General features: G+C 64.4%; 15 protein-coding genes. 7 read left to right on the forward strand and 8 right to left on the reverse strand.

Translation table 11 applies throughout. From position 1 onward, the window contains the following. Window positions 1-79 precede the first annotated feature (79 nt). The 6 genes from EO99_RS0105145 to EO99_RS0105170 all read right to left on the reverse strand — a co-directional run bounded on the left by EO99_RS0105145 (window position 80) and on the right by EO99_RS0105170 (window position 7,911). The gene (locus tag EO99_RS0105145; protein ID WP_029617573.1) at window positions 80-1,051 is read right to left on the reverse strand and encodes a threonine ammonia-lyase; all 972 of its coding nucleotides are present in this window, start codon (window positions 1,049-1,051) and stop codon (window positions 80-82) included. A gap of 38 nt (window positions 1,052-1,089) precedes the next feature. Continuing rightward, on the reverse strand, window positions 1,090-2,523 hold the full coding sequence (locus EO99_RS0105150) for an aldehyde dehydrogenase family protein (protein ID WP_029617574.1): 1,434 nt from the start codon (window positions 2,521-2,523) through the stop codon (window positions 1,090-1,092). Between the two features lie 69 nt (window positions 2,524-2,592). Then, complete coding sequence (locus EO99_RS0105155) at window positions 2,593-3,432, reverse strand: endonuclease/exonuclease/phosphatase family protein (protein WP_029617575.1); 840 nt, start codon at window positions 3,430-3,432, stop codon at window positions 2,593-2,595. A 61-nt stretch (window positions 3,433-3,493) separates the two neighbouring features. Next, window positions 3,494-4,951 (reverse strand): cardiolipin synthase, encoded by a 1,458-nt coding sequence (cls, locus tag EO99_RS0105160; protein WP_029617576.1) that lies wholly within the window; start codon window positions 4,949-4,951, stop codon window positions 3,494-3,496. A 76-nt stretch (window positions 4,952-5,027) separates the two neighbouring features. Continuing rightward, a complete protein-coding gene (locus EO99_RS0105165; RefSeq protein ID WP_029617577.1) occupies window positions 5,028-6,386 on the reverse strand; it encodes an aspartate aminotransferase family protein in 1,359 nt (452 codons plus the stop codon). 91 nt (window positions 6,387-6,477) lie between these two features. Then, window positions 6,478-7,911, reverse strand: a complete 1,434-nt coding sequence (locus EO99_RS0105170; RefSeq protein ID WP_029617578.1) for a M20 family metallopeptidase — start codon at window positions 7,909-7,911, stop codon at window positions 6,478-6,480. 497 nt (window positions 7,912-8,408) lie between these two features. On the opposite strand from EO99_RS0105170, the gene EO99_RS0105175 reads away from it, so the two are divergent. The 5 genes from EO99_RS0105175 to EO99_RS0105195 all read left to right on the forward strand — a co-directional run bounded on the left by EO99_RS0105175 (window position 8,409) and on the right by EO99_RS0105195 (window position 13,797). Then, complete coding sequence (locus EO99_RS0105175; RefSeq protein WP_029617579.1) at window positions 8,409-10,004, forward strand: ABC transporter substrate-binding protein; 1,596 nt, start codon at window positions 8,409-8,411, stop codon at window positions 10,002-10,004. Window positions 10,005-10,153: 149 nt separating this feature from the next. Continuing rightward, window positions 10,154-11,158 (forward strand): ABC transporter permease subunit, encoded by a 1,005-nt coding sequence (locus EO99_RS0105180; RefSeq protein WP_029617580.1) that lies wholly within the window; start codon window positions 10,154-10,156, stop codon window positions 11,156-11,158. An 11-nt stretch (window positions 11,159-11,169) separates the two neighbouring features. After that, the gene (locus EO99_RS0105185; protein ID WP_037111076.1) at window positions 11,170-12,093 is read left to right on the forward strand and encodes an ABC transporter permease subunit; all 924 of its coding nucleotides are present in this window, start codon (window positions 11,170-11,172) and stop codon (window positions 12,091-12,093) included. Window position 12,094: 1 nt separating this feature from the next. Next, window positions 12,095-12,949, forward strand: a complete 855-nt coding sequence (locus tag EO99_RS0105190; RefSeq protein ID WP_077067035.1) for an ABC transporter ATP-binding protein — start codon at window positions 12,095-12,097, stop codon at window positions 12,947-12,949. Further along, on the forward strand, window positions 12,946-13,797 hold the full coding sequence (locus EO99_RS0105195) for a dipeptide ABC transporter ATP-binding protein (RefSeq protein WP_029617583.1): 852 nt from the start codon (window positions 12,946-12,948) through the stop codon (window positions 13,795-13,797). Before EO99_RS0105190 ends, EO99_RS0105195 begins: the two co-directional genes overlap by 4 nt. A gap of 2 nt (window positions 13,798-13,799) precedes the next feature. Here EO99_RS0105195 and pbpC read toward each other — a convergent pair whose 3' ends face one another. Both pbpC and EO99_RS0105205 read right to left on the reverse strand, forming a co-directional pair. Beyond that, window positions 13,800-15,884, reverse strand: coding sequence for a penicillin-binding protein 1C (gene pbpC / locus EO99_RS0105200; protein WP_029617584.1), 2,085 nt, complete (start codon window positions 15,882-15,884; stop codon window positions 13,800-13,802). A 1-nt stretch (window position 15,885) separates the two neighbouring features. Further along, entirely contained in the window at window positions 15,886-21,327 is a 5,442-nt protein-coding gene (locus tag EO99_RS0105205) for an alpha-2-macroglobulin family protein (protein WP_029617585.1), read from the reverse strand. A gap of 830 nt (window positions 21,328-22,157) precedes the next feature. Here EO99_RS0105205 and secD point away from each other — a divergent pair. Further along, entirely contained in the window at window positions 22,158-24,701 is a 2,544-nt protein-coding gene (gene secD, locus EO99_RS0105215; RefSeq protein WP_037111078.1) for a protein translocase subunit SecD, read from the forward strand. 68 nt (window positions 24,702-24,769) lie between these two features. After that, the gene (locus EO99_RS0105220; RefSeq protein ID WP_029617588.1) at window positions 24,770-25,210 is read left to right on the forward strand and encodes a YqaA family protein; all 441 of its coding nucleotides are present in this window, start codon (window positions 24,770-24,772) and stop codon (window positions 25,208-25,210) included. The last annotated feature ends 17 nt before the right edge of the window (window positions 25,211-25,227 follow it).

Here is a 25,227-nt window from a genome sequence, read left to right on the forward strand (position 1 = left end):
AACCATTCCAGTGACCTCCTCGGCAAGGAAAATCTTACCAAATGATGAATCGACCGCGGGCAGCAGACACTCGAAGACTTTACCCGTAGCGGTCCATTGCCAGCTTGAAGACATCCGGGTCGATATTGCCGCCGGACGCGACGGCGATAACGGTGTCGCCCAGCGTCTCGCCATGGAAGAGGGCGGCCGCCAGCGCCACCGCGCCCCCCGGCTCCACGACGATCTTCAGCCGATTGAAGGCGAGCACGACGGCCTGCAACGCCTCGTCGTCGGTGACGGCAATGCCTGGCCCGCAGAGGCGCGACAGGATCGGAAACGTCAGATTGCCCGGCTGCGGCGTGACGATCGCATCGCAAAGCGATCCCGACTGGCTGGCATTGCGCTCGATCTTGCCCGAGGTGAGCGAGCGGGCCACGTCGTCGAAGCCGGCCGGCTCGCAGGGGCGCACCCGAAGCCGGGGCGACTTCGCCTCCAGCGCCAGTGCGATCCCGGAGGCAAATCCGCCGCCGCCGGTGGGGATCAGCACCTCAGCCGCCTGGATGTCTTGCTCTTCCGCCTGCTCGGCGAGCTCCAGCCCGGCCGTCCCCTGGCCGGCAATCACCTGCGGATCGTCGAAGGGGCGAACAAGCGTCAGCCCCCGCGCCTGTGACAGCTCGGCGCCGATGGCGTCGCGATCCTCGCTGGCGCGGTCGTAGAGCACGACCTCGGCGCCGAAGGCCCGGGTGTTGGCGATCTTGATCTGGGGGGCGTCGGACGGCATCACGATGACGCTCGCAAGTCCGTGGAGTTTCGCCGCAAGGGCGATACCCTGGGCGTGGTTTCCGGAGGAAAAGGCGAGCACGCCCTTGGCCCGGACCTCCGGCGAAAGCGCCGAAATGGCCGACCAGGCGCCGCGGAACTTGAAGGAGCCCGTATGCTGGAGGCACTCCGGCTTCACGTACACCCGCCGTCCGGCGATCTCGTCGAGAAAGGGAGAGGACAGGAGGGGCGTGCGCCGCACCCGACCGGCAAGGCGGTCGCGTGCGGCTTCGATCATGCGAATGTCAGTCATGGGCAATCCTGGGCAGGCGCCGACGACCGACGCATCTATCAGGGCAGCGTATAGGCAGTCTTCACGACAGTGAAGAACTCGGCTGCATATTTCCCCTGCTCGCGCGGGCCGAAGGAGGAGGCCTTGCGGCCGCCGAACGGCACGTGGAAATCGACGCCGGCGGTCGGCAGGTTCACCATCACCATGCCGGCCTCGGAGTTGCGCTTGAAGTGGGTCGCATACTTCAGGCTGGTGGTGGCGATCCCGGCGGAAAGACCGAACGGCGTATCATTGGCGACGGCCAGTGCCTCGTCGTAATCCTTGACGCGGATGACGCTGGCAACCGGTCCGAAGATCTCCTCGCGGGAAATCCGCATCTGGTTCGTCGCTTCCGTGAAGAGGGTCGGCTGCAGGTAGAAACCGGGCGTGTCCCGCTCGATCCGCTCGCCGCCGAAGGCAAGCTTGGCGCCTTCCTGCTGGCCGAGTGCGATATAGTCCATGTCCTGCTTCAGCTGCTTCTCGTCGACGACCGGGCCGATGTGCGTGCCCTGCTTCAAGGCGTTGTCGACGGTCAGTCCCTTGAGCCGCTCGGTGAGCGCCGCGACGAACTTGTCGTGGATGCCCTCGGTCACGATGATGCGCGAGGAGGCCGTGCAGCGCTGGCCGGTCGAGAAGAAGCCGGAATTGGCGGAAGCCTCGACGGCGACATTGAGATCTGCATCATCGAGAACCACCATCGGGTTCTTGCCGCCCATCTCCAGCTGGAACTTGCGGTTATGCTCGATGGAGGCGAGAGCAACGCGCTTGCCCGTACCGGTGGAGCCGGTGAACGTGATGCCGGCAAGGTCCGGGCTGTCGAGCATCGCCTGTCCGACGACCGAGCCTCGGCCCATGACGAGGTTCAGAACGCCCTTCGGCAGGCCTGCGCGGTGCAGGATGTCGACGATCGCCCAGGCGCAGCCCGGAACGAGATCCGCCGGCTTGAAGACGACGGTATTGCCGTAGCAGAGGGCCGGCGCGATCTTCCATGCAGGAATTGCGATCGGGAAGTTCCAGGGCGTGATGATGCCGATGACGCCGAGCGGTTCGCGGGTGATCTCCACCCCGATTCCGGGACGCGCGGAGGGCACCACCTCACCAGTGAGGCGAAGTGCTTCGCCGGCGAAGAAATCGAAGATCTGCGCGGCTCGGAGCGTCTCGCCGATGGCCTCTGGAAGGGTCTTGCCCTCCTCGCGGGCCAGCAACGTGCCGAGTTCGTCCTTGCGCGCAACGATTTCGTCGGCGGCCTTCCGGAGAATGGCGTGGCGCTCCATGATGCCCGAGCGGGACCAGGCGGGGAAGGCAGCCTTGGCGGCCGCGATCGCCTGCTTGGCGTCGTCGGCCGTGCCCTGGGCATAGGAGCCCACGACGTCGTTGATGTCGGACGGGCTGATGTTGTTGGAGGCTTCGCTGCCCACCCACTCTCCGGCAATCAGGTTCTGGTAGATGGTCATGGTCGGCTCCTCTTGTTTTTCGGTCGGTGGATGACTTACGACGTCAGGCCCCGGCGTTCAATAGTATGATTAAATGTTTTGATCCCCGTCTGCCGGCGTGATGGCGGACGAGAGCCGGATACGCGCCTTGATCGGCAGGTGATCGGACGCCAGCCGGGCAAGCTGGGTATCGTGCGCCTCTACGGGGCCCAGAAGATCGCTGCGGTTGGCCATGATCCGGTCGAGCGCCAGAACCGGCAGTCTCGATGGAAAGCTCGGCACCGCCGGCGGCAGGCCGAAGACCGATGTCAGCGTGTTCAGCGAAGACCGATCCCCCAGTCGCCACTCGTTGAGGTCGCCGAGAAGGATCGTCGGCTGGTCGTCCCGCGCCCGAAGCAGATCGACGATCATCCGCGTCTGCTGGTGGCGCGATCGGTGCAGCAGGCCGAGGTGAGCCGCGATGACCCGCAAGACGCTGCCATCCTTCAGCTCGAGCTCGGTGACCAGGGCTCCCCGCGGCTCGAGCCCCGGCAGCTTGACCTGATGGACGTCGCGAACCAGCCCCTCGCGAAAGAAGATAACGTTGCCGTGCCAGCCGTGCGCCTTCGAAAACCCCGCAATCGGCACAGGCAGAAGGCCCGTCTCGCGCTCCAGCCAATCGAGATCCAGGAGGCCCCGCCGCTCGCCGAAGCGCGTGTCTGCCTCCTGCAGGGCCAGCACATCGGCACCGATTTCACGGATGACCTGCTTGGTTCGATAGGGATCGAACTTGCCGTCCACGCCAACGCATTTGTGGACATTGTAGGAAGCAATCAGCAGCCCACCAGGCGCCTCGGATGGCAACACGCCCGAGGCGACGACACCACGGTTCTTGCGCTCCCGAATGGAGGTGAGGATGCTGGAAGAAAGGGTCTGGCGGCGTTTCTGCATGGGTCTGTCAGCTATCTCAACGCACGTTTTCCAAAAGTTCTTCCACGAGGGGCGATGCGGATCACAGATACGGCGACCCGAGCCAGAGCACGCGGTCGAGCAGACGTGAGGCGAAAGGCCTGTCTTGCAATCCCTCCAGGGTCACCTGGGTAGAGGAGGAAATGGCAAGATCCATCCTTCGTTCCAGCGCCTCGGCAAAAGACACGTCCAGGACCTCCAGATCAACTTCGAAATTCAGGCGCAGCGACCGAGGATCGAGGTTGGAGGAGCCGACGAATGCCCATCGACTGTCGATGGCCATCAGCTTGGAATGATTGAATGCCCCTGGGGCCCGCCAGATCCGGCAATAGTTCTTCAGGAGCTGGTCGAATTGCGCCGCCATCGCCCTGTCGACCAGCGTCAGATTGTTGGCCTCCGGCACGACGATGTCCACCTCCACGCCGCGTCGCGCCGCCGTGATGAGAGCCGTGATCAGCTCCCGGTCCGGCAGGAAGTAGGGCGAGGTGATGCGGATGGAGGTGCGGGCGACGGAGAAAGCCCCCATCAGCATCTTGTGGTTGGTTTCGACGCTCCGGTCGGGACCGGAAGCGACCACCCGGATCGCGACGCCTGATCCGGGCTCGTTTTCGGGCGCGATCACCTGCCAGCTGCCGCTTTGCAGATCCTCGCCGGTGGTAAACCGCCAGTCGGCGGCAGCGATGGCGAAAAGATCCGCCACCACCGGTCCGGTCACGCGGAAATGCGTATCGATGGCGCAGTCGGCTCCCAGAAACTCTCCGGAGAACCCTTCGCGAATATTGATGCCGCCCGTAAACGCCTCGCAACCGTCTATGATCAGGATCTTTCGGTGCGTCCGGAGGTTGGCATACGGCAGTCTCAGGCCCATGATGACATTGCCGTTGAAGACATCGACGGTGACACCTCCGTCGCGCAACATGCCGAGCACGCTGGGAACCGAATAGCGGGCGCCCACGGCATCGATGAGCACCCGCACCGTCACGCCGCGCTTGGCCGCCCCGACCAGGGCTTCCGCAAAGCGTCGCCCGATCCTGTCCCGGTCGAAGATGTAGGTTTCCAGCAGGATCGAGCGGCTCGCCCCATCGATCGCCTTGAGCATGGCGCGATAGGCGTCGTCTCCGGTGGTCAGCATGGCGATGGTATTGCCGGTGGTGATGCCGTGCTCGGTCACCCGGTCACCGAGCGTCTTCATCGCGGTGAACCGCTCTCCGAACCGCTCCATGACCATCTCATCGGTCGCGTCATAGGTCTCGAAATGATCGCGGACATGTTCCAGCAGGAAACGGCGGCTGCTGATCGCGCTCCGCCGCATCCGGTTGATGCCGGCGATGAAGTAGAGCGAGGCGCCGATGATCGGCGACAGGATGATGATGCCGACCCAGCCGATCGCCGAGCGGACCTCTTCTTTCGTCATGGCCGCATGGATGGCGGCCGCCGCTCCCAGGATGAGCGACAGCACGAAAAGGATATGGGCCCAATATGGCTCAATGAAAGTCAGCATGACGCCGCAACATAGGTTTGACTTCCGCGACAGCAATCGGCCGCGCTGCACTTGGCTTGCGGCCGATGGCTTAGCATCATGCGGACTCGAGTTGCGCCTGGAAAGCGTCCAGCGAGGCCTCGAACGTGTCGAAGATCGTGCCGATCTGATGCTCGTCGATGATCAGCGGCGGGCAGAGCGCAATGCTGTCGCCGATCGCCCGACCGATCACCCCCTTCTCGAGCATCAGGGCGGCGAACTTGGGTCCGAGCTGGCCCACGGCAAAGCCGTCCCGAGGCTTCAGTTCCAGCGCACCGATGAGACCGACCCCGCGGGCCTCGATGGCAATCGGATGGCTTTCGAGTGCTTTCAGCCGCTTGAGGAACAGGGGGCTCAGCGTCCGCGCATTGCCGACGAGGTCGCGCTCCTCGATGATCGCGAGGTTTTCGAGCGCAACGGCAGCCGCGACCGGATGTCCGCTCGCGGTATAGCCATGCCCGAAGGTGCCGATCTTTGCCGACTCGTCGGCAAGCGGCTCATAGACCTTCTCGTTGATGAGCAAAGCGGAAATCGGCTGGTAGGACGACGACAGCTGCTTGGAGAGCGTCATGATGTCCGGCTGGAGGCCGAATGTCTGGGTGCCGAACATCTCGCCGGTACGTCCGAAGCCGCAGATCACCTCATCGGCGATGAGCAGGATGTCGTATTTGCGCAGCACCGTCTGAATGGCTTCCCAGTAACCGGCAGGAGGGACGATCACGCCACCGGCCCCCATCACCGGCTCGCCGATGAAGGCAGCAACCGTCTCCGGCCCCTCGCGCAGGATGAGATCCTCGAGGTCCTGGGCGCAACGGGCGACGAAGGCCTCTTCCGTCTCATTCTCCTGGGCAAATACCCGGTAGTGTGGGCAGGTCGTGTGGAAGATGCCAGCGAGCGGCAGGTCGAAGGACCGGTGATTGTTTGGCAGCCCCGTCAGGCTGGCACTGGCGATGGTGACGCCGTGATAGCCCTTGATGCGCGAGATGATCTTCTTCTTTTCCGGCTTGCCGAGCGCGTTCGACCGGTACCAGATCATCTTCAGGGCCGTGTCGTTGGCCTCCGATCCGGAATTGGTGAAATGGACCTTCGACATCGGCACCGGCGCCATCTGGATCAGCTTCTCGGCCAAATCGACAGAAGGACCATGCGTCCGGCCGGTGAAGGTGTGGTAGTAGGGCAGCTTCGACATCTGCCGCGTGGCGGCCTCGACCAATCGCTTCTCGCCGAAGCCGACGGCCACGCTCCAGAGACCGGACATCGCCTCGATATACTGCTTGCCGTTGTTGTCGTAGACATGGACGCCTTCGCCACGTTCGATCACCAGTGCTCCGTCTCGCTCGAGTGCGCGCGCATTCGTGTAGGAGTGCAGCTGGTAGGCCTGGTCGCGGGCCTCGACGGAATTGGGCTGTACGGTCACGGGTTCGTCTCCTTGCTGGATCGGCCGCCCACTCATAGACCGACGCGCGGCACGCGTCAGCCTCTGAATGGGACGATATGGTCTCTGGGCGCTACTTCGCGGTCATGGCCGCAACGGGCGGTTCGGCGCCCTCGGGAATCGGGCTTTGGTAGACCTGCCCCCTGTGGCGGCGCTTGAGGTCTGCCCAGGCCGCCTCGCGCAGGTCCGGGTTCTGCAGCGCAGCCATTCCGGTCGCCGCCATCACCTTGGCCGTTGCCACCATGCCCTTGTGCGCCAGCGGGCTCTGGCCCTGCGTGACCACCTGCCAGGTATGAAGCTGCGTGCCGATGGCGAGCGTCGGCCCATAGGCCTGCACCGTGGGGACGACCCAGCTGACATCGCCGACGTCCGTCGAGCCGCCCATCTGCCGAACTTCGTTGTGCGGCGGGAGGATGAAGTCGGCGAGCGGCACATCCCTCTGCTCCAGCCGCTCCTGGTTCCAGCTGGCGGCAATATCCTGCGGTGTCAGCGTCGCGCGGATGTCGCGGGCAAAGGCCAGATCGGCCTCGTCGTAGGCCGGTGGTCCGAGGCTTTCCCAGATCCCCTGCATGGTATCCATCAGCGGCGTGTTGACGACAAGGTTGGAGACGCCGGCCAGGATCGTGCTCTTGACCGTTGTCTCGGTCATCAGCGCCGCGCCTTCGGCGACCTTCTTCACCCGCTCGATCAGCGTCAGCAGGCCGGCCAGATCCGGCGAACGGACCACGTAGCGGACCTTCGCGTATCCCTGCACGACGTTGGGCGAAATGCCACCTGCATCGAGAATGGCGTAATGGATCCTGCAATCGGACGGCATGTGCTCGCGCATGTAGTTGACGCCGACGCTCATCAGTTCGACCGCGTCGAGCGCGCTTCGCCCGAGCTCCGGAACGGCCGCTGCGTGGGACGATCGACCGGTGAATTCGAAGTCGATGCGGCAGTTTGCCAGCGAGGTCTCCCGCTGCACGCCGGCGAAATTGCTGGGGTGCCAGCTGATCGCGATGTCGACGTCGTCGAAGGCGCCGGCGCGCACCATGAAGGCCTTGGCCGCGCCGCCCTCTTCGGCCGGGCATCCGTAGTAGCGGACGCGGCCGGGAGTTCCTGTCTGTTCGAGCCATTCCTTGAGGGCTGTTGCCGCCAGAAGCGAAGCCGAGCCAAGCAGGTTGTGGCCGCAGCCGTGACCATTGGCGCCGGCCGTCAGCGGTTCGTGACGTGTCGTGCCCGCCGTCTGGCTGAGGCCGGCGAGGGCGTCGTATTCGCCGAGGAAGGCAATCACCGGGCCGCCTTCTCCAGCCTCGCCGATGAGGGCCGTCGGAATGCCCGCGACATTGTCGGTGATCCGGAAGCCCTCGGCCTGCAGCATCTCTCGATGTGCCGCCGCAGACTTCGTTTCCATGTAGCAGGTTTCCGGCGTCTCCCAGACACGGTCGCTGAGACGGATGAAATCCTCTTTCCTTGCTTCGACCACATCCCAGACCGGTGGCTGATTGGAAGTCCCTGCTGTCATGAAATCCTGCCCTTTGCTGCAACGCACAGATGGCTGACCGTAGCGCCATTCAGCGGTCGCCGCAAACCGCCGCTTCTGCAAAATGTGACACCGCGACGGTCGTCGCGGTGTCTTGCTTGTTCTCCTGTCGTCGATGCGCCGGAGGCATCTCGACAAGTACGACTTATTCGCTATTCTCCGCCGCCGCTGCCTGCGCGCAATTTTCGCGGAAGGGTGTCCTTGTGACAAGATTCTGAGATTTTCTGCGCAACTGAAGGATTTTCTTCTAAGATAAGGCAGCCAGTTGAAACCCGGGGTGGGAAGCCGCCACGGGTTGAATGCGAGGACGTCGGAAGGAAATCCGGCGACGGACTCGATCAGGCGAAGTCGACAGCTGCTCGGGCAACGTCACGGCAGGCTGGCGATGAGCCAAAGGACGACGTGCGTGCACAGAGCGCGTATCGATGTAGTATCGGCGGGACCGGTAACATCCGGACCGCCTAACTGGGAGAAAGCCCGTGAAACACAAGTTCGCCATTGCCGCAGCGCTGCTGTCGGCAACCTTCTTCGCAAGCGGCGCAAGCGCCAAGACATTCGTCTATTGCTCGGAAGGCTCTCCGGAAGGATTCGACCCCGGTCTCTACACCGCCGGCACGACCTTCGACGCGTCCGCGCATCCGATCTACAGCCGCCTGCTCGAATTCGAGCCGGGCACCACGAAGCCGGTTGCAGGTCTTGCCGAAAGCTGGACGGTCTCCGAGGACGGCACCGAGTACACCTTCAAGCTGCGCCCGGGCGTCAAGTTCCACACGACCGAGTTCTTCACGCCGAGCCGCGAGCTCAATGCGGATGACGTCGTGTTCTCCATCGACCGCCAGATCAACGCGGAAAACCCCTGGAACCAGTACGTTGCTGGCGCATCCTGGGAATATGCCGCCGGCATGGGCTTCCCGGAACTGATCAAGTCGATCGAAAAGGTCGACGACATGACGGTCAAGTTCGTGCTCAACCGTCCGGAAGCCCCGTTCCTTGCCAACCTGGCGATGCCTTTTGCATCGATCATGTCCAAGGAATATGCCGACAAGCTGCAGGCCGACGGCACCATGGAGCAGCTGAACCAGATGCCGCTCGGCACCGGTCCGTTCTCCTTCATCGCCTACCAGCAGGATGCCGTCATCCGCTACGCGAAGAACGCCGACTACTGGGGTGGCGCACCGAAGATCGACGACCTGGTCTTCGCCATCACCACCGATGCCGCCGTTCGCTATCAGAAGCTGAAGGCCGGCGAATGCCACCTGATGCCGTACCCGAACGCGGCCGACGTCGAAACCATGCGGTCCGACGACACCCTGACGGTGATGGAACAGGAAGGCCTGAACGTCGCCTACCTCGCCTACAACACCACCCAGGCTCCGTTCGACAAGGTCGAGGTCCGCAAGGCGCTGAACAAGGCGATCAACAAGGAAGCCATCGTCGATGCGGTCTTCCAGGGCATGGCGACACCGGCCAAGAACCCGATCCCGCCGACCATGTGGTCCTACAACGACGCCGTTGAGGAAGATGCCTACGACCTCGACGCTGCCAAGAAGATGCTCCAGGATGCAGGCGTCGAAAACCTGTCCATGAAGGTCTGGGCCATGCCGGTCTCGCGTCCGTACATGCTCAATGCACGTCGCGCCGCTGAAATCATCCAGGACGATTTTGCAAAGATCGGCGTTACTGTTGAGATCGTATCCTACGAATGGGCCGAATACCTCGACCGCTCGAAGGCCAAGGATCGCGACGGCGCTGTCATGCTCGGCTGGACCGGCGACAACGGCGACCCGGACAACTTCCTCGACACGCTGCTCGGCTGCAATGCGGTCGGTGGCAATAACCGCGCCCAGTGGTGCAACGAGGAATTCGATGCGCTGGTGAAGAAGGCCAAGGTCACATCCGACCAGGCAGAGCGCACCAAGCTCTACGAAGAGGCACAGGTTGTCTTCAAGCGCGAAGCGCCCTGGGCAACGGTCGATCACTCGCTGTCCATCGTTCCGATGCGCAAGGAAGTCAGCGGCTTCGTTCAGAGCCCGCTGGGTGATTTCACCTTCGAAAACGTCGATATCGCCGAGTAATCGTGCCTAGTTGACGAAAATGCCGCGGGACGCGTTGCGTTTCCCGCGGCATTTGCTTTATGAGCCCAGAAAAAATGAAGTGAAACCACTTCAAGCGCCACGAGTAGGGTCCAACACCTGCCGCGGCTCAAGGACACAGAAGGTTTCCTATGTTCGGCTTTCTCCTGCGGCGCTTCGCCGTCCTGATCCCGACTTTCATCGGGGTTTCCATTATTGCTTTCTCCTTCATCCGGCTTCTGCCGGGGGATCCCGTCGCGCTCCTTTCGGGTGAGCGGGTCATGTCTCCCGAACGCCATGCCCAGATCAGCCAGCAGCTCGGCATGGACCGGCCGCTGGTCGTCCAGTATTTCGACTACCTCGGTGGCGTGATGACGGGCGACTTCGGATCTTCGATCGTATCGAAGACACCGATCCTCGATCAGTTCATGGCGCTCTTTCCAGCGACCGTGGAATTGTCCCTCTGTGCGATCATCCTCGCCATTGTCATCGGCATCCCGGCTGGCGTCATCGCGGCCATCAAGCGAGGTTCGTTCTTCGACCAGTCGTTGATGGGTATTGCCCTGGTCGGATATTCCATGCCGATCTTCTGGTGGGGCCTGCTGCTGATCATCCTGTTCTCCGGCATCCTGCAGTGGACGCCGGTGTCGGGACGCATCTCGCTCCTGTTCTACTTCCCGCCCGTGACCGGCTTCATGCTGATCGACTCGCTGCTGTCGGGCCAGAAGGGTGCCTTCACCTCGGCGCTCAGCCATCTTGCGCTGCCGTCGATCGTGCTCGCCACCATCCCGCTTGCGGTGATTGCGCGCCAGACGCGGTCGGCGATGCTGGAAGTGCTGTCTGAGGACTACGTTCGGACGGCACGCGCCAAGGGCCTCTCGCCCTTCCGCGTTGTCGGCATCCACGCGCTGCGCAACGCGATGATCCCGGTGATCACCACGATCGGGCTGCAGATCGGCGTCATGCTCGCCGGCGCCATCCTGACCGAAACGATCTTCTCCTGGCCGGGCATCGGCAAATGGATGGTCGATAGCGTCTTCCGGCGCGACTACCCTGTCATCCAGGGCGGTCTGCTGCTGATCGCGGCGATCATCATGTTCGTCAATCTCATTGTTGATCTGCTCTACGGCCTGATCAACCCGCGTATCCGGCACTAGGAGGATCATCCATGGCCGATACTATCCCTGATATCGACAACTCCCCGGAAGTCCTGTCGAGCGCGGCACTGCGCCGCCGGATGCTCAAGGATTTCTGGTTCTACTTCTCCGAAAACCGCGGTGCCGTCATCGGGCTCTACGTCTTCGTGGCGCTTGTGCTGACGGCCATCTTTGCGCCGCTGATCGCGCCGCATTCGCCGTTCGAACAATACCGCGACGCCGTTCTCATGCCGCCGGTCTGGATGGAAGGCGGCAGCTTCACCTACCTGCTCGGCACCGATCCCGTGGGCCGCGATATCCTGTCGCGGCTGATCTACGGCGCGCAATACTCGCTGTTCATCGGCGTATTCGTGACCACCCTATCGCTGACCAGCGGCATCCTCATCGGCGTCATCGCCGGCTACTATCGCGGCTGGATCGACACCGTCATCATGCGGCTGATGGATATCATCCTTGCCTTCCCGTCGCTGCTGCTGGCCCTGGTGCTCGTTGCCATCCTCGGACCCGGGCTGATCAACGGCATGATCGCCATCGCCCTCGTGCTGCAGCCGCACTTCGTGCGCCTGACGCGTGCCGCCGTGATGACCGAGAAGTCCCGCGACTATGTGACGGCCTCGCGCCTAGCCGGCGCAGGTCCGCTGCGGCTGATGTTCAAGACGATCCTGCCGAACTGCACGGCACCGCTGATCGTCCAGGCGACGCTCTCCTTCTCGAACGCGATCCTGGATGCGGCAGCACTCGGCTTTCTCGGCATGGGCGCCCAGCCGCCGGCGCCGGAATGGGGCACCATGCTCGCCGAAGCCCGTGAGTTCATCCTGCGCGCATGGTGGGTCGTCACCTTCCCGGGCCTCGCGATCCTGATCACCGTCCTGGCCATCAACCTGATGGGCGATGGCCTGCGCGACGCGCTCGACCCCAAACTGAAGAGGTCCTGACATGGCGCTTCTGCAAATCGACAACCTGACGGTCGAGTTCGAGACGTCGTCCGGCTGGTTCCGCGCCGTCGATGGCGTGTCCGTTTCCGTCAACTCCGGTGAAGTGCTGGCCATCGTCGGTGAATCCGGCTCCGGCAAGTCCGTTGCCATGCTGGCCGTCATGGGGCTTCTCCCCTGGACGGCGAAGATCACCGCCGACCGCATGCTCTTCGAAGGCCGCGACATCCAGAACATCAGCCCTGGCGAGCGGCGCAAGCTGATCGGCAAGGATATCGCGATGATCTTCCAGGAGCCTGTCGCCAGCCTCAACCCGTGCTTCACGGTCGGCTTCCAGATCGAGGAGGTGCTGCGCATCCACCTCGGCCTCGACAAGCAGGCCCGCCGGGCACGTGCGATCGAACTGTTCAACCAGGTTGGCCTGCCAAACCCGGAGGAGCGGCTGAACCACTTCCCGCACCAGATGTCCGGCGGCCAGTGCCAGCGCGTCATGATCGCCATCGCGATTGCCTGCAATCCGAAACTGCTGATCGCCGACGAGCCGACCACGGCACTCGACGTGACCATCCAGAAGCAGATCCTCGATCTTCTGATGGCGCTTCAGGCCAGGAACGGCATGGGCCTCATCATGATCACCCACGACATGGGCGTGGTTGCCGAAACTGCAGACCGCGTGATCGTGCAGTACAAGGGCCGGAAGATGGAGGAAGCCGACGTGCTGACCCTCTTCGAGAACCCGAAGAGCAACTACACCAAGGCCCTGCTTGCGGCGCTGCCCGAAAATGCCACCGGCGACCGTCTGACGACCGTTTCCGACTTCTTCGACGGCACGCCTGAACCAGCGGAAACACGCGTATGACCGACCACGACACGAACATCATGCTTGAGGTCCGCGACATCCGGCGCGATTACGAGCTGCCGGGCGGCCTGTTCAAGCCCAAGAAGATCATCCATGCCGTGAAGGGCGTCTCCTTCGCGCTGGAGCGCGGCAAGACGCTGGCGATCGTCGGCGAGTCCGGCTGCGGGAAGTCGACGCTCGCCCGCATGCTGACCTTCATCGACGAGCCCACCGGCGGCGATCTCATCATCGACGGCAAGAAGACGGACACGCGCCCCGGCCATCTCACCAAGGAAATGCGCCAGAAGGTCCAGATCGTCTTCCAGAACCCCTACGGCTCTCTCAATCCCCGCCAGAAGATCGGCGACGTGCTGGGCGAGCCCCTGCTGATCAACACCGACATGTCGTCCGCGGAACGTCGCGATCGCGCCAACGAGATGCTGGTCAAGGTTGGCCTGGGGCCGGAACACTTCAACCGCTACCCGCACATGTTCTCCGGCGGCCAGCGCCAGCGCATTGCGATCGCCCGCGCCCTGATGCTGAACCCCAAGCTTCTGGTGCTCGACGAGCCCGTCTCCGCGCTCGATCTTTCGGTCCAGGCACAGGTGCTGAACTTGCTCGCCGACCTGCAGGACGAGTTCGGGCTGACCTATGTCTTCATCAGCCACGATCTCTCCGTGGTGCGCTACATTGCCGACGAGGTGATGGTCATGTACTTCGGGGAAGCCGTGGAGCACGGCACCCGCGAAGAGGTCTTTTCGGACCCCAAGCACGAGTACACGCGCACGCTGTTTGCCGCGACGCCGCGGGCGGACCTTGAGTCCATCCGCCGCCGTGTGGCCGGCAAGAAGGCGACCAGCGCCGCCTGAGACTATTCGACGAAGATCCTGACGCTGGCGGCATGGCCGTCGGCGTCGATCACCGTCAGCGTCGCGTGCCCCGCCCCGTCCGGCAGCCATTCGCTTGATCGGCGACGGGAGACAGCCTCCAGAGGCTGTCCGTTGGCGAGCCAGCGGAACGGCGCCCTGCCTCCCTGCAGCTTCAGCACCAGCGGCATCAGCTCCCCCTTCTCCCCCATGCTGAGGTCCACCCTTGCTCCTTCGGGAGGATAGACGATCTGTGGCGCAGGCTCGCGTCGGGACGCGGAGATCAGCCCGTTCTCGCTCGTGGAGAAACGCCGCTGGCTCATGGGCAGATCGGACTGGGAAAGGCGCAAGGCCCCGGCTGGCGGATTTGGCAGGGCGACCGGCACCACGCCCGACCGCGCAAAGGCGTCAAACAGGATGGGAGCAGCCGTCTGATAGCCGGAGATGCCCGGCACTGCCCCGTTGTCGGGCCGGCCGACCCAGACCCCCAGAACATGCTGCCCGTCGAAGCCGATCGACCAGGCGTCGCGGTAGCCGTAGCTGGTGCCGGTCTTGTAGGCGATGCCGAGCCGACGGCTGCCCTGCGGCGGCAAGACGTCGGAGAGGATGTCGACCACGTTCCAGACGGCCGGCGGTTCGAAAAGGGGCTCGCCGCCGATCACCCCGGGCTGTTCCTCGATGCCGTTGCCGAGCCGGACCGGCTGTCCGCGGTTGGCCAGCGCAGCATAGGCCTGAACCAGGTCCTTGAGCGACATGCCCACGCCGCCGAGACCGATGGCGAGGCCGGGCGCCTCGTGGGTCGGCAGGACAGGATGCACCTCCGCGCGTCTCAGCCGGACCATCAGCCGCGACGGCCCCACCGCATCGAGCAGCCGCACCGCCGGCACGTTCAGAGACAGTTGCAGCGCCTCCCGGACCGACACGTCGCCCTGGTAGCTCATGTCGAAGTTCTTGGGCCGGTAACCGAAGAAGTTCGCGGGCCGATCCTCGATGATCGTCTCCTGCGACACGAGCCCCTGCTCCAGGGCGAGCCCATAGATGAAGGGCTTCAGCGTCGACCCCGGCGAGCGGTTGACGCGCGTCATGTCGATCCAGCCCGAACGGCTCGCATCAAAGTAGCCAGCCGACCCGACCTCCGCGACAATGTCCCCGGTCGAGGCATCGGCCATGACCATCGCCAGTGACACCTTGGGATCCAGTGTCTCCGCGACCTCGCGCGCCACCTGCTCCAGGGCTCGCTGGACGGTCATTTTCAGCGTCGTCCGATGCACCGGAGCGCCGGGCTGTATTCGGATGGCGGCTTCGGCCACATGCGCGGCATGGGCCGGCAACTGTTGCCGACGGCGAGGCACAGGCTCGCCGGCCGCCCGCTCCGCCTCGCCGTGACCCGTGACCGCGGCCACGGCCGGCCGGGAGAGAACGCGATCGCGCGCCGTTTCCGCGGCCCCGGCGTGACGGTCCGGCCGGCGGGCTTCGGGCGATTGCGGCAGGGCGACGAGGAGCGCCGCTTCCGCCACCGTCAGCCGCCGGGGCTCCTTGCCGAAATAGGCAAGACTTGCCGCCCGCACGCCTTCGAGGTTGCCGCCGTAGGGTGCATGCGTCAGGTAGAGCTCCAGAATCTGCTGCTTGCTCATGCGCCGCTCGATCTGGATCGCCCGGATCAACTGCAGCACCTTGGCGGACAGGGAGCGCGCCGGGCGCGGCTCGATCAGCCGCGCCACCTGCATCGACAGCGTGGAAGCGCCCGAGACGACGCGACCGTTGCCGACAAGCTGCAGCGCAGCCCTTCCCATCGCCAGAATGTCCACGCCAGAGTGCTGGAAGAACCGCTGGTCCTCGTAGGCGACCAGCATCTCGACAAGCCTCGGATCGACATCGCCGAGGTTGGTCTTCAGGCGCCAGCGCCCCTCCCGTGTCGCGAAGGCACGCAGCAGCTGCCCGTCGGAATCCACCACTTCGCTCGAGACGAGGGCCGCCGTCTCCAGGGGCGGCGGATAAGCCCGGTCGGCGGCGTCGAGCCCCGCGGCCAACCCTGCCATCAGGACGAGAACCGAAAACAGGTTGACGGAAATCTTGTGCCAGGGCTTCATCTCAGGGCGCCGCCACGACCTCCATGCGTCCGGCCGAAGTCGTTGCAAAGAGCTGCGGCCGATACATGTCCTCCACCTGCGCCGCCGGATGATCATAGACCCCCGGCGCCACCGCCCTCACCACATAGGCGAGAGAGATCTCGCGGTTGTCGCCGGTGTTCCGGTTGAAGGTCGCAACGAAGCGGTCGTTGCGGAACTCCGTATGCGCCGGCTCCACCTCGCCGACCCAATCGAAGTTGGCAAGCTGGGCGCTGTTGACGAGGCTGGGGTTGTCGATTTCAAAGCCCGCCGGCAAGAGATCCTGCACCAGGATCCGGGAGGGCCAGTCGTTCGTCTCGTTGATCGTCAGCACGACCACATAGCGATCGTTCTGGCGGGCCTCCGACACGTTGGCCGGCTCCCCGTCCAGCGTGTAGTAGCTGCGATCGATGCTGAAGCCGTCACCCCCGGCCGCAAGCGGCTGCACCGGCGCGGCCACAGTGGTGATGGCAGCAGACAGGGGATCGGCACTTCTGTTCGTCACCGTCAGCGGATGATCGAGCACTGCTTCCCCCGCCATGCGCGTCATCAGGCTGCCGCGGTGTTCCGCACCATTGACGTCCAGAAGCAGATCGTCGTCGCCACCTTGAAGGGCATTGGCCGCCAGCAGCATCCAGGTCTGCTCCTGTGTGCTGGTATAGGCCTTCTGCCGCCACTCCTCGGCAACGATCTCCGCCAGCGCCGGCACGATCGGCGGCACCGGCCGGCTTTCGGCGGCAAGAGCCAGCACGGCCGCGCCATCTCTCAGCGCAGATCCGTAATCGGAGCGGGCAAGGCTCACCGGCTGGACCTGGGATTGCTCCGCCATGCCGAGAGCGTCGACGAAGAGACGTCTCGAGCGCTGCCCGTCGCCATAGAGCGAGAGCGCCGCCGCAAGATGAGCCTTGGCGAGCGGTGTCGGAAACTCGTCCAGCAGCGTATCCGCATAGTAGCGCAAGTCACTGATCGCTGCCTTGCGATTGCGGGCCAGCACATAGAGCGCATAGGCGATCTCGCTGCCCTGGTCGCGGACATTGGTGGTATAGGCGAGCGTGTTCTGCAGGTTGTCCAGCGCCTGCACCAGGGCCGGTTCGGACACATCGTAGCCCTGCTCGCGCGCCCGCGACAGGAAGTCGGTGACATAGGCGTCGAGCCAGAGGTCGCCGCCGCCAGGGCCCCAGAGCCCGAAGCTGCCGCCGGACGACTGGTTCGACAGGATCCGCCGCACCGCCTCCTGCACGCGGCCCTCCACCTCCGCATCGTCCGCCAGCCCGTTCTGGACGGCAAGCTGGCTGAGATAGAGCAGCGGCAGCGCCCGGCTGGTGGTTTGCTCCGTGCAGCCATAGGGATACCGGTCGAGGCTCATCAGCAGCGCCGGAATGTCGAAGGCGTTCGAGCGGCTGACGTTCACGCTGACGGATGCACCGGGCAGGATGCTGTCGGCCAGCAGGTCGCCGCTCACGGTGAGGCTGTTGCCGGGCGAGAGAGCCACGATCCGGCGCTCCGTTTGGGGCAGCGTCGCCGGCCGCACCGGAATGTTGAGCACCTGCTCCAGCGAAAGGCCGGACGCATTCTCCAGGCGGATGGTGACCTGGCCGTTCCCCGGTTCCACGCCCGTCAGCGGAACGTTGACGTCCAGCTTGCCGTCGGAAACCAGGTCAATCCTCTGCGTGGCCGCCTCCGGCGCGATCGCAATGGGATCATTGCCCGTGACGGTAAGCTCATACGAACCGGTCGGTGCATCGGTATTGGCAATGTCGAGCCGCAGCCGGCTCTCGTCCCCCGGCGCCAGGAAGCGCGGCAGGCTTGCCGTCACGACGATCGGATCGCGGATCACCACGTCCTTCACCGCATGGCCGATGCCGGACTTCGACCATGCGACCGCCATCAGCCTAGCGGTTCCGTTGAACTGCGGAATGTCGAAGGAGACTGTCGCCCTACCGGCATCGTCGAGCCGCACGGGGCCGGAGAAGAAGGCGACCAGTCTTTCCGTCGGGGGACTGCCTTCGATGGCCATGCTGCCGCCATCGCCGCCGGTGCGGATTCGACCCGCGGCGCCGAGCGATCCGTCGATCAGGCGCCCATAGAGATCGCGGATCTCGAGGCCGAGGCGGCGCTGGCCGAAATACCAGTCGTCGGGCGCCGGCGGCTCGTAGCGCGTCAGGTTGAGTATGCCGACGTCGACGGCCGCAAGGGTGACATACGCCTCCTCACCAACACCGGCGCCGACGGCGTTTATAGAGATGTCGAGTGGCTGGCGCGGCAGGGTCTGCTCGGGGGCTTCGATGGCAATCTCGAGATCGCGATCCGCCGGATCGACCTTGAGCCAGGTGATGCCGATCGCCCGCATGGGCATCCGGCTGTCCTGCGCCTCGCCCGGGCGGTAGAGCGTTGCCGTGACATAGGAACCGGCGCCCCAGTCTGCGGTCACCGGAATCTCGACCTCGCCGCCGTCGGCTCCAAGGCTCGCGGTCTGGACGGAGATCAAGGCCTCCGCGCCGGCGGCCACCATCAGCTCGCCGGCATAGCGCGAAGAAATCTTCAGCTTCGCGGTCTCGCCGACCGTATAGCTCGGCTTGTCGAGGGCGATCTCCAGGGCATCCGGCGTTTCCGTGGAGCTCGCCGTAACGAACCAGCCGGCGTCGAATTCGACGCTGGTGGCAGGTCCGTTCGGATCATCGCTCTCGATCTCCAGCCGATAGCGGCCCCATGTGACCGGTGCGGAAACGGTCGCTCCCTCCGCTGAAACGGCAAGCACGCCATCCGCCACTTGGCTGGTGCGGCTAACCGGCTCGAACCGCCAGGCGCTGCCCTCCCGGTACCACTGGTAGTCCTGCTCGACCTTCAAGAGCGTCCAGGACAGATCCGTCAGGCCCGTCTTCTGGCCGCCCGGATCGACGGCAATGACGTCGAAGGCCGCCATGGCATTCTCCGGCAGGTCACCGAAAAACTGCGGCTTGATGCCGATCCGGGCCGCGTCTGCCTTGACCGGCAGCGTCAGCGTCCGCTCGACGGCGCGACCGCCTGCCTCGCGCATGCGCACCACGATATCGGCGGCAAGCAGCTGCGTCGTCGCCGGAACCTCGTCGACCGAAACCTCCAGCACGGCCTGTCCATCCTCATCGAGATCGGCCAGGTCCTGCATCGGGATCCGCACGGCTTCGCTGGCCTCCTCGTCGGTCAGTCCGAACTGGTACCCGGGGAACGCCGTCGCCTCTCGAACCGGTTTCAGAACCACCTCGCCTTCCAGCGAGAGACCCGCAGCCGGCGCGCCGTAAAGATAGCGGCCGTCGATCGTCACCGGCAGCGCGACCCCCGGCTCGATCTCCTCGCCTGCAGCTGAAATGTCGAACTCGATGCGATCGGGAACGAAGTCGTCGACCAGGAAGCTATGCTGGCCGATCGCCGAACCCTTCGGATCGGTGAACACCTGCATCGTCCAGGTTCCGCGCATGGCGGTCTCCAGCAGCGGTAGCTCGAGGGCATGGCCTCCGAGCGTACCGTTGTCCACGATACGCCTGTCCTCGACGCCATCCGGCCGGAGGAACACGAAGGTCAGCGGCAGGTTCTCGATCGCCTCCGCCTCTGTGTCGCGCGCCAGCACCGAGGCGTGGACCGTCTCACCCGGTCGATAGATGCCACGTTCCGTCCAGGCCATCACGTCGATGGCACCGGGCGCTGGCCGCCCGGTGACGCCACGGTCTGAGAGGTCGAACCCGGCCCGGGTCATGTCGAGAAAGACGTAATCCTCATCACCGTTCCTGGCGGTGATCATCGCCGGGGCCATGGCCGCCGTTCCGCGGATCAGGCCTGCGGTAAACACCGCCCGTCCGTCTTCGTCCGTCGTGGCCGTTCCGAGGATCTCGTTGTTCTTGGCAAGCAGCTGCAGCTCGATGTCGGCGAGCGGCTTGGCGGACCCGAGCGACCGGACGAAGACGTTGAGACCGTCGGTACCGGCGAAGGTCGACAGTCCAAGGTCGGACACGACGAACCATTGCGTCGCCTTGCTGTCCCAGTCCCGATTGGCGCCGGTGGAAGCGACCGCCGTCAGCACGTAGACGCCCGGCTTGCGCGACGGCAGCGCCTCGTCGACCGGGAAGCTGGTAACCACCTCCTTGTTGAGATCCTGGGCGACGTCGATCGACCCCTGCCAGACCAGCTCGCCGCTCTCGTCCTCGATCCGCGACGCACTGTAGCCGTCCATCTGCGTCAGGAACTGCGAGCTCGTCAGCAGCGACACGACATTGCGGTCGCCGACCCGATAGAGCTTGAGGTCGGCCTTGTCGGTGTTGACGGACACGATCGGAATGCCGCGCCGTGCCGTCGACGGAAGCACGAAGGCATCGCCGGTAAAGCGCGCCATCGGCTGGCGGTCCTTGACGTAGAGGTCGAGATCGACCTGCGCCTCCAGGCTCTCCTCGACGGAGGACGGCAGCCCCCGCCGAAGCGACAGCTTCAGCCGCTGGCCATGCGCGAGCCCTTCCAGGCAGATCTGGTTGTCCTTTGCCTCGATCGCCGCCGGGGCCTGCCCGTCGACCACCACGAAGAGCGTATAGTCGAAGGATTTCACCAGCGGCTCGGAAAACTGAATGCAGGCTCGCGGGTTTGCGCTGTCGGCATCGATCGTATTGCCCACGACTCGAAAGCCCTGGCGCTCGCGAAGGTCGGCATAGGCCATCTGGACCGTGCGGGCACTGACGAGTGCGAGGCTCTGCTTATAGGCACTCAGGGCTGAACGGTAATTCTCCTGTGCCTCAAGAGCTGCCGCCAGCACGGCCAGCGCATCAGCACGCGCCCCGGCCGTGCGGCTGAGCTTGTAGCCGTTGATGCCGGCAAGCACCGCCTCACTCGCCATGTCAGGATTGTCCGCCGCCGATCCCGCTGCCCGTGACAGTTCCACCCAGAGAGCACCATCGTCCGGGTCGAGCGAAAGCGCACCCCGGTAGTTGTAGACGGCGTTATCGACATTGCCGGCCAGAAGCTCGCTCTGGGCAATCGTCGCCAGCTCGTCGCCGCCATAGCCCTGCTGGTTGTCGCCGAGTTCCAGCCCGTCCTTCTGCGCAGCGGCCTGCTGCAGCAGATCGTCGGACAGGAAGGAGAGGCGAGGGGCAGCACCCAGGTCCGGTTCGCTCGCCACCTCGACGACTTTGCCTGCAACGGCACCCGGAAAACTCATGAGCTGGTTGAAGTCGGACTTCAGGAAACACCACTGCGCCTTGGTGTTGTAGGTGAAGGCCTTGCAGGCCTTGTCGCCGATGCAGGCCGCCTCGCATTGGTCCTGCGACACGCTCTGTACGGTCCTCAGGTCAAAGCCGAAGTAATCGGCGTCCGGCGTTGTCTCGATGCGCCGGTCGGCCGCAATCGAGAGGGAACTGAATGCGCAGAAGAGAAAGACAGAAAGGCTGAAGAATACGCGCTTAGACATCATGTCCCCCCGAACGCAGTCGCCGTGACGGCACTCTTCTGCTTTGGCAGACGGATGTCAACGCGCGATATGAGGGTGCATTCGCCTCGCCGAAGAGCGAACGCGGAGCATGATCTCGGTGGCGTTTTCAAACCGTGCTTGCGTGTGTCGGATCCCCCAGAAGCGCGCGCCGTTCCCAGTCAATCCAGATCGCCCGGTTAACCGACCCATGGCCACTCCGCCGCCGATCGCAGAACGACGATCCCCCCGGGAACATTGACCCCCCGGGAGGTCTCCAGTAGAAGGCGGCATCCTGCCTCGGCAAGACTGAGGCTCGCACGCTCGGAGTTGCAGCGGATGGCGCTAATCCCGCCGACATCGCGGGTATTCGATCAGCATTGCAAATCCCTGCGGGATTGCTGGCTCTCGCTGGCGCTCGGCCTGTTCCTCATGGCGTTTCTTGGTCTGGTGGTCGACACCGTCCGGGAGGTTCGCCTCCGGAGCGGCGCCGTTGCGACCCAGAACTCTTCCGATGTTCCGCATCTCTCCAAGCGCGATCCTGCACGTCTGATGTCGGCAGAGGCGCGACGGGATGGGACAGCCTCGACACCTCTGGACAGTTCCGGTGGCCTTCTGCCGCGCCCGACAATGATGTCTGGCGCTCGGTGCGGCAGGCCGATAGCGGGCGCCTGGTGCGCCAGCCGCGGCCCTTCCGGCGCAATCGCCGCCTCGTTTCAGCCCCGGGCGCCACCGCTCACAGCCTGACGCCTAGCCAGCTGGACTGGCCGTACCGCCTTTGAAATTCAGTGCCCTTGCCGCAATGCGCCAAAGGGCTCAGCAGGAACAGATTTATGAGAAATTCCCCCTGGGTGATGGCGAGCTACGCCTTCATCATCTTCCTAGGCGTTTTGATCGCCTTGCCGAACGTGCTTCCACAGTCGACACTGGACCGGATGCCGTCCTGGCTTCCTCACAGCCGCGTCTCTCTGGGTCTCGACCTGCGCGGCGGTTCGCACCTCGTCCTGGAGGTGGACCGCGCCGATCTCGTCAACGAGAGGCTCCAGAACCTCCTGCAGGACAGCCGCCAGGTCCTGCGCGACAACGGCATAGAGCCCTCGGGTATCCGTCGCAGCGGCGATATCATCACGGTGACCCTGCGCGATCCGGCACAACGGGACGAGGCGGTGACGCAGCTCGAGACGCTGGCCAATCCGGTCGGCCTCGGCACCAGCGTCGGCCAGTCCGACCTGGACGTCGAGACGCCAGGTCCGAACGTCATCACGCTCGCCTACACAGAAGCCGGCATCACCTCCCACGGGAGTGCCGCGGTCGAGCAGAGCCTCGAGATCATCCGCCAGCGCGTCGACCAGGTCGGCGTCGCCGAACCGACCATCCAGCGCGTGGGTTCGGACCGGGTTCTCGTTCAGCTTCCGGGCGAGCAGGATCCCTCGCGCCTGCGCCAGCTTCTCGGTTCCACCGCCAAGATGAGCTTTCACCTTCTCGGCAACGGCCCGAACGAACCGGGCGTCACCATGCTGTCGGACGAACAGGGCAACCCTTATCCTGTGATGGACCGGGTGGAACTGTCCGGCGACCGGCTGACGGACGCCCGCGCCGCCTTCGATTCCCAGACCAACGAACCCGTCGTCAACTTCCGTTTCGATACGGCCGGTGCCAACCGCTTCGCCCAGATCACCCAGGCGAACGTCGGCCGACCCTTCGCCATTGTCCTCGACGACAAGGTCCTGAGCGCGCCGGTCATCCGGCAGCCGATCACCGGCGGTTCCGGGCAGATTTCCGGCGGCTTCTCCGTCGAGGAAGCAAACACGCTCTCGGCCCTGCTGCGCGCTGGCGCCCTGCCGGCAAAGCTGACCGTCATCGAGGAGCGTACCGTCGGCGCCGACCTTGGGTCCGACGCCATCGAAATGGGCATCTTCACCGGCTTCATCGGCTTCCTGCTGGTGGTTGGCTTCCTGGTCCTGCTCTACGGCGGATGGGGCGTGATCGCCAATATCGCGCTGTTCATCAACATCATCCTGACATTTGCGGCCCTGACCATGCTCGGGGCGACGCTGACACTGCCCGGCATCGCCGGTATCGTGCTCGGCATCGGCATCGCGGTCGATGCCAACGTGCTGATCAACGAGCGCATCAAGGAAGAGAGCCGGAAGGGTCGCAGCGCCTTTGCAGCCATCGACGCCGGGTTCCAGCGTGCCTATTCCACCATCGTCGACAGTAACGTCACGACACTGATCGCAACGGTCCTGCTCTTCTGGTTCGGCTCCGGACCGGTGCGCGGTTTTGCCGTCACCATGGGCCTCGGCATCGTCATCTCGATGTTTACGGCCGTGGCCATCGTTCGCGTGGCCATGGTCTGGACCGCCAGCCGTATGAAGCTCAAGAAGATCGACATCAAGCCTCTCCTGCCGATCAAGCTCGTCCCGGATGGGACGCAGATCCGCTTCATGAAGGCCCGCTTCTTCGGGATCGGCGTGTCGCTCTTCCTGTCGACCGCCTCCGTCATCCTGTTCTTCACGCCAGGCCTGAACTATGGCGTCGATTTCAGGGGCGGCATCCAGATGGAAGTGGTGACGGAAGGGCCGGCCGACCTTGCCGCCTTCCGCAGCCAGCTGGATCAGCTTGAGCTAGGCGATGTGGCCCTCCAGGAATTCGGCAGTCCGAACCACCTGCTCGTTCGCGTCGAGCGCCAGCAGGGCGGCGAAGAAGCGCAGACGGAGGCAGTCCAGCGTCTGCGTGCCGCCGTGGTCCAGATCGACCCGACGGCGGAGGTGGAGCGGACCGAAGTCGTCGGTCCGAAGGTGAGCGGCGAACTGGCCACAGCCGGCATCCTGTCCGTCGTGCTCGCCTCGCTTGCAATGCTGATCTACATCTGGGTCCGGTTCGAATGGCCCTTCGCCGTAGGTGCCATTGCAACCCTTGTCCTCGATGTCACTAAGACGATCGGCTTCTTTGCCATCACCGGCCTCGACTTCAACCTGACGGCCATCGCCGCGGTGCTGACCCTGGTCGGCTATTCGGTTAACGACAAGGTCGTGGTCTACGACCGGATGCGCGAAAACATGCGGCTCTACAAGAAGATGCCGCTGCGGGAGCTGATCGATCTTTCGATCAACGAGACGCTTGCCCGAAGCCTCTACACATCCGCGACCACCTTCCTCGCCATGCTACCCATGGCGATCTGGGGCGGCAGCGCCGTGTCGAGCTTCGCGATCCCGATGGTCTTCGGCATTCTCATCGCGACCTCCTCCTCCGTGTTCATCGCTGCACCGATCCTGCTCTTCCTCGGCGACTGGCGCACGCGCCGCGCCAAGGAAGCCGCAGCTGTTGCCGGCGAGGCCGCAACGGAGGAACGCGACGAATTCCGTCAGGCCTGAGGCCCACGATATCTGGACAAAGGAAGGGGCGGTCGATCCGCCCCTTCTCTTTTGGGAGGAAGAGCAAAATGTTGCTGACCATCGGCGCCTATGCCGGCCTCTTCGGCGCGGCCTTCGTGGCCGCCACCTTCCTGCCGATGCAGTCGGAGGCCATCCTTGTCGGGCTGATCCTCTCCGGCGACTACTCCCTTCCGGTCCTCGTCGCCGTCGCCTCGGTGGGCAACACGCTGGGTGCCGTCGTCAACTGGTTCATCGGACGCGGCATCGAGCGTTTTCGGGACCGCCGCTGGTTTCCCGTCTCACCCAAAAAACTGGAAGACGCGCAGCGCTGGTACCGGAAGTACGGCAAGTGGTCGCTTCTCCTGAGCTGGCTGCCCATCGGCGGCGACGCGATCACGGTCGTCGCAGGTGTTCTGCGAGAGCCGCTTCTGCCTTTTGTTCTTCTGGTCTTCATAGGAAAGACGGCCCGTTACGTGGCCGTCGCCGCCGTGACGCTCGGCCTAGTGTAAACCCGCTTGCAGGCAGC

The sequence above is a fragment of the Pseudorhizobium marinum genome (assembly GCF_000705355.1).
Lineage (GTDB): Bacteria > Pseudomonadota > Alphaproteobacteria > Rhizobiales > Rhizobiaceae > Neorhizobium > Neorhizobium pelagicum.

Excerpts from the sequence above, each read along its gene's own strand:
- EO99_RS0105145 (WP_029617573.1), bottom strand. The coding sequence starts at position 1,051 with ATGACTGACATTCGCATGATCGAAGCCGCACGCGACCGCCTTGCCGGT.
- EO99_RS0105150 (WP_029617574.1), bottom strand. The coding sequence starts at position 2,523 with ATGACCATCTACCAGAACCTGATTGCCGGAGAGTGGGTGGGCAGCGAA.
- EO99_RS0105155 (WP_029617575.1), bottom strand. The coding sequence starts at position 3,432 with ATGCAGAAACGCCGCCAGACCCTTTCTTCCAGCATCCTCACCTCCATT.
- cls (WP_029617576.1), bottom strand. The coding sequence starts at position 4,951 with ATGCTGACTTTCATTGAGCCATATTGGGCCCATATCCTTTTCGTGCTG.
- EO99_RS0105170 (WP_029617578.1), bottom strand. The coding sequence starts at position 7,911 with ATGACAGCAGGGACTTCCAATCAGCCACCGGTCTGGGATGTGGTCGAA.
- EO99_RS0105180 (WP_029617580.1), top strand. The coding sequence starts at position 10,154 with ATGTTCGGCTTTCTCCTGCGGCGCTTCGCCGTCCTGATCCCGACTTTC.
- EO99_RS0105185 (WP_037111076.1), top strand. The coding sequence starts at position 11,170 with ATGGCCGATACTATCCCTGATATCGACAACTCCCCGGAAGTCCTGTCG.
- EO99_RS0105190 (WP_077067035.1), top strand. The coding sequence starts at position 12,095 with ATGGCGCTTCTGCAAATCGACAACCTGACGGTCGAGTTCGAGACGTCG.
- EO99_RS0105195 (WP_029617583.1), top strand. The coding sequence starts at position 12,946 with ATGACCGACCACGACACGAACATCATGCTTGAGGTCCGCGACATCCGG.
- pbpC (WP_029617584.1), bottom strand. The coding sequence starts at position 15,884 with ATGAAGCCCTGGCACAAGATTTCCGTCAACCTGTTTTCGGTTCTCGTC.
- EO99_RS0105205 (WP_029617585.1), bottom strand. The coding sequence starts at position 21,327 with ATGTCTAAGCGCGTATTCTTCAGCCTTTCTGTCTTTCTCTTCTGCGCA.
- secD (WP_037111078.1), top strand. The coding sequence starts at position 22,158 with ATGAGAAATTCCCCCTGGGTGATGGCGAGCTACGCCTTCATCATCTTC.
- EO99_RS0105220 (WP_029617588.1), top strand. The coding sequence starts at position 24,770 with ATGTTGCTGACCATCGGCGCCTATGCCGGCCTCTTCGGCGCGGCCTTC.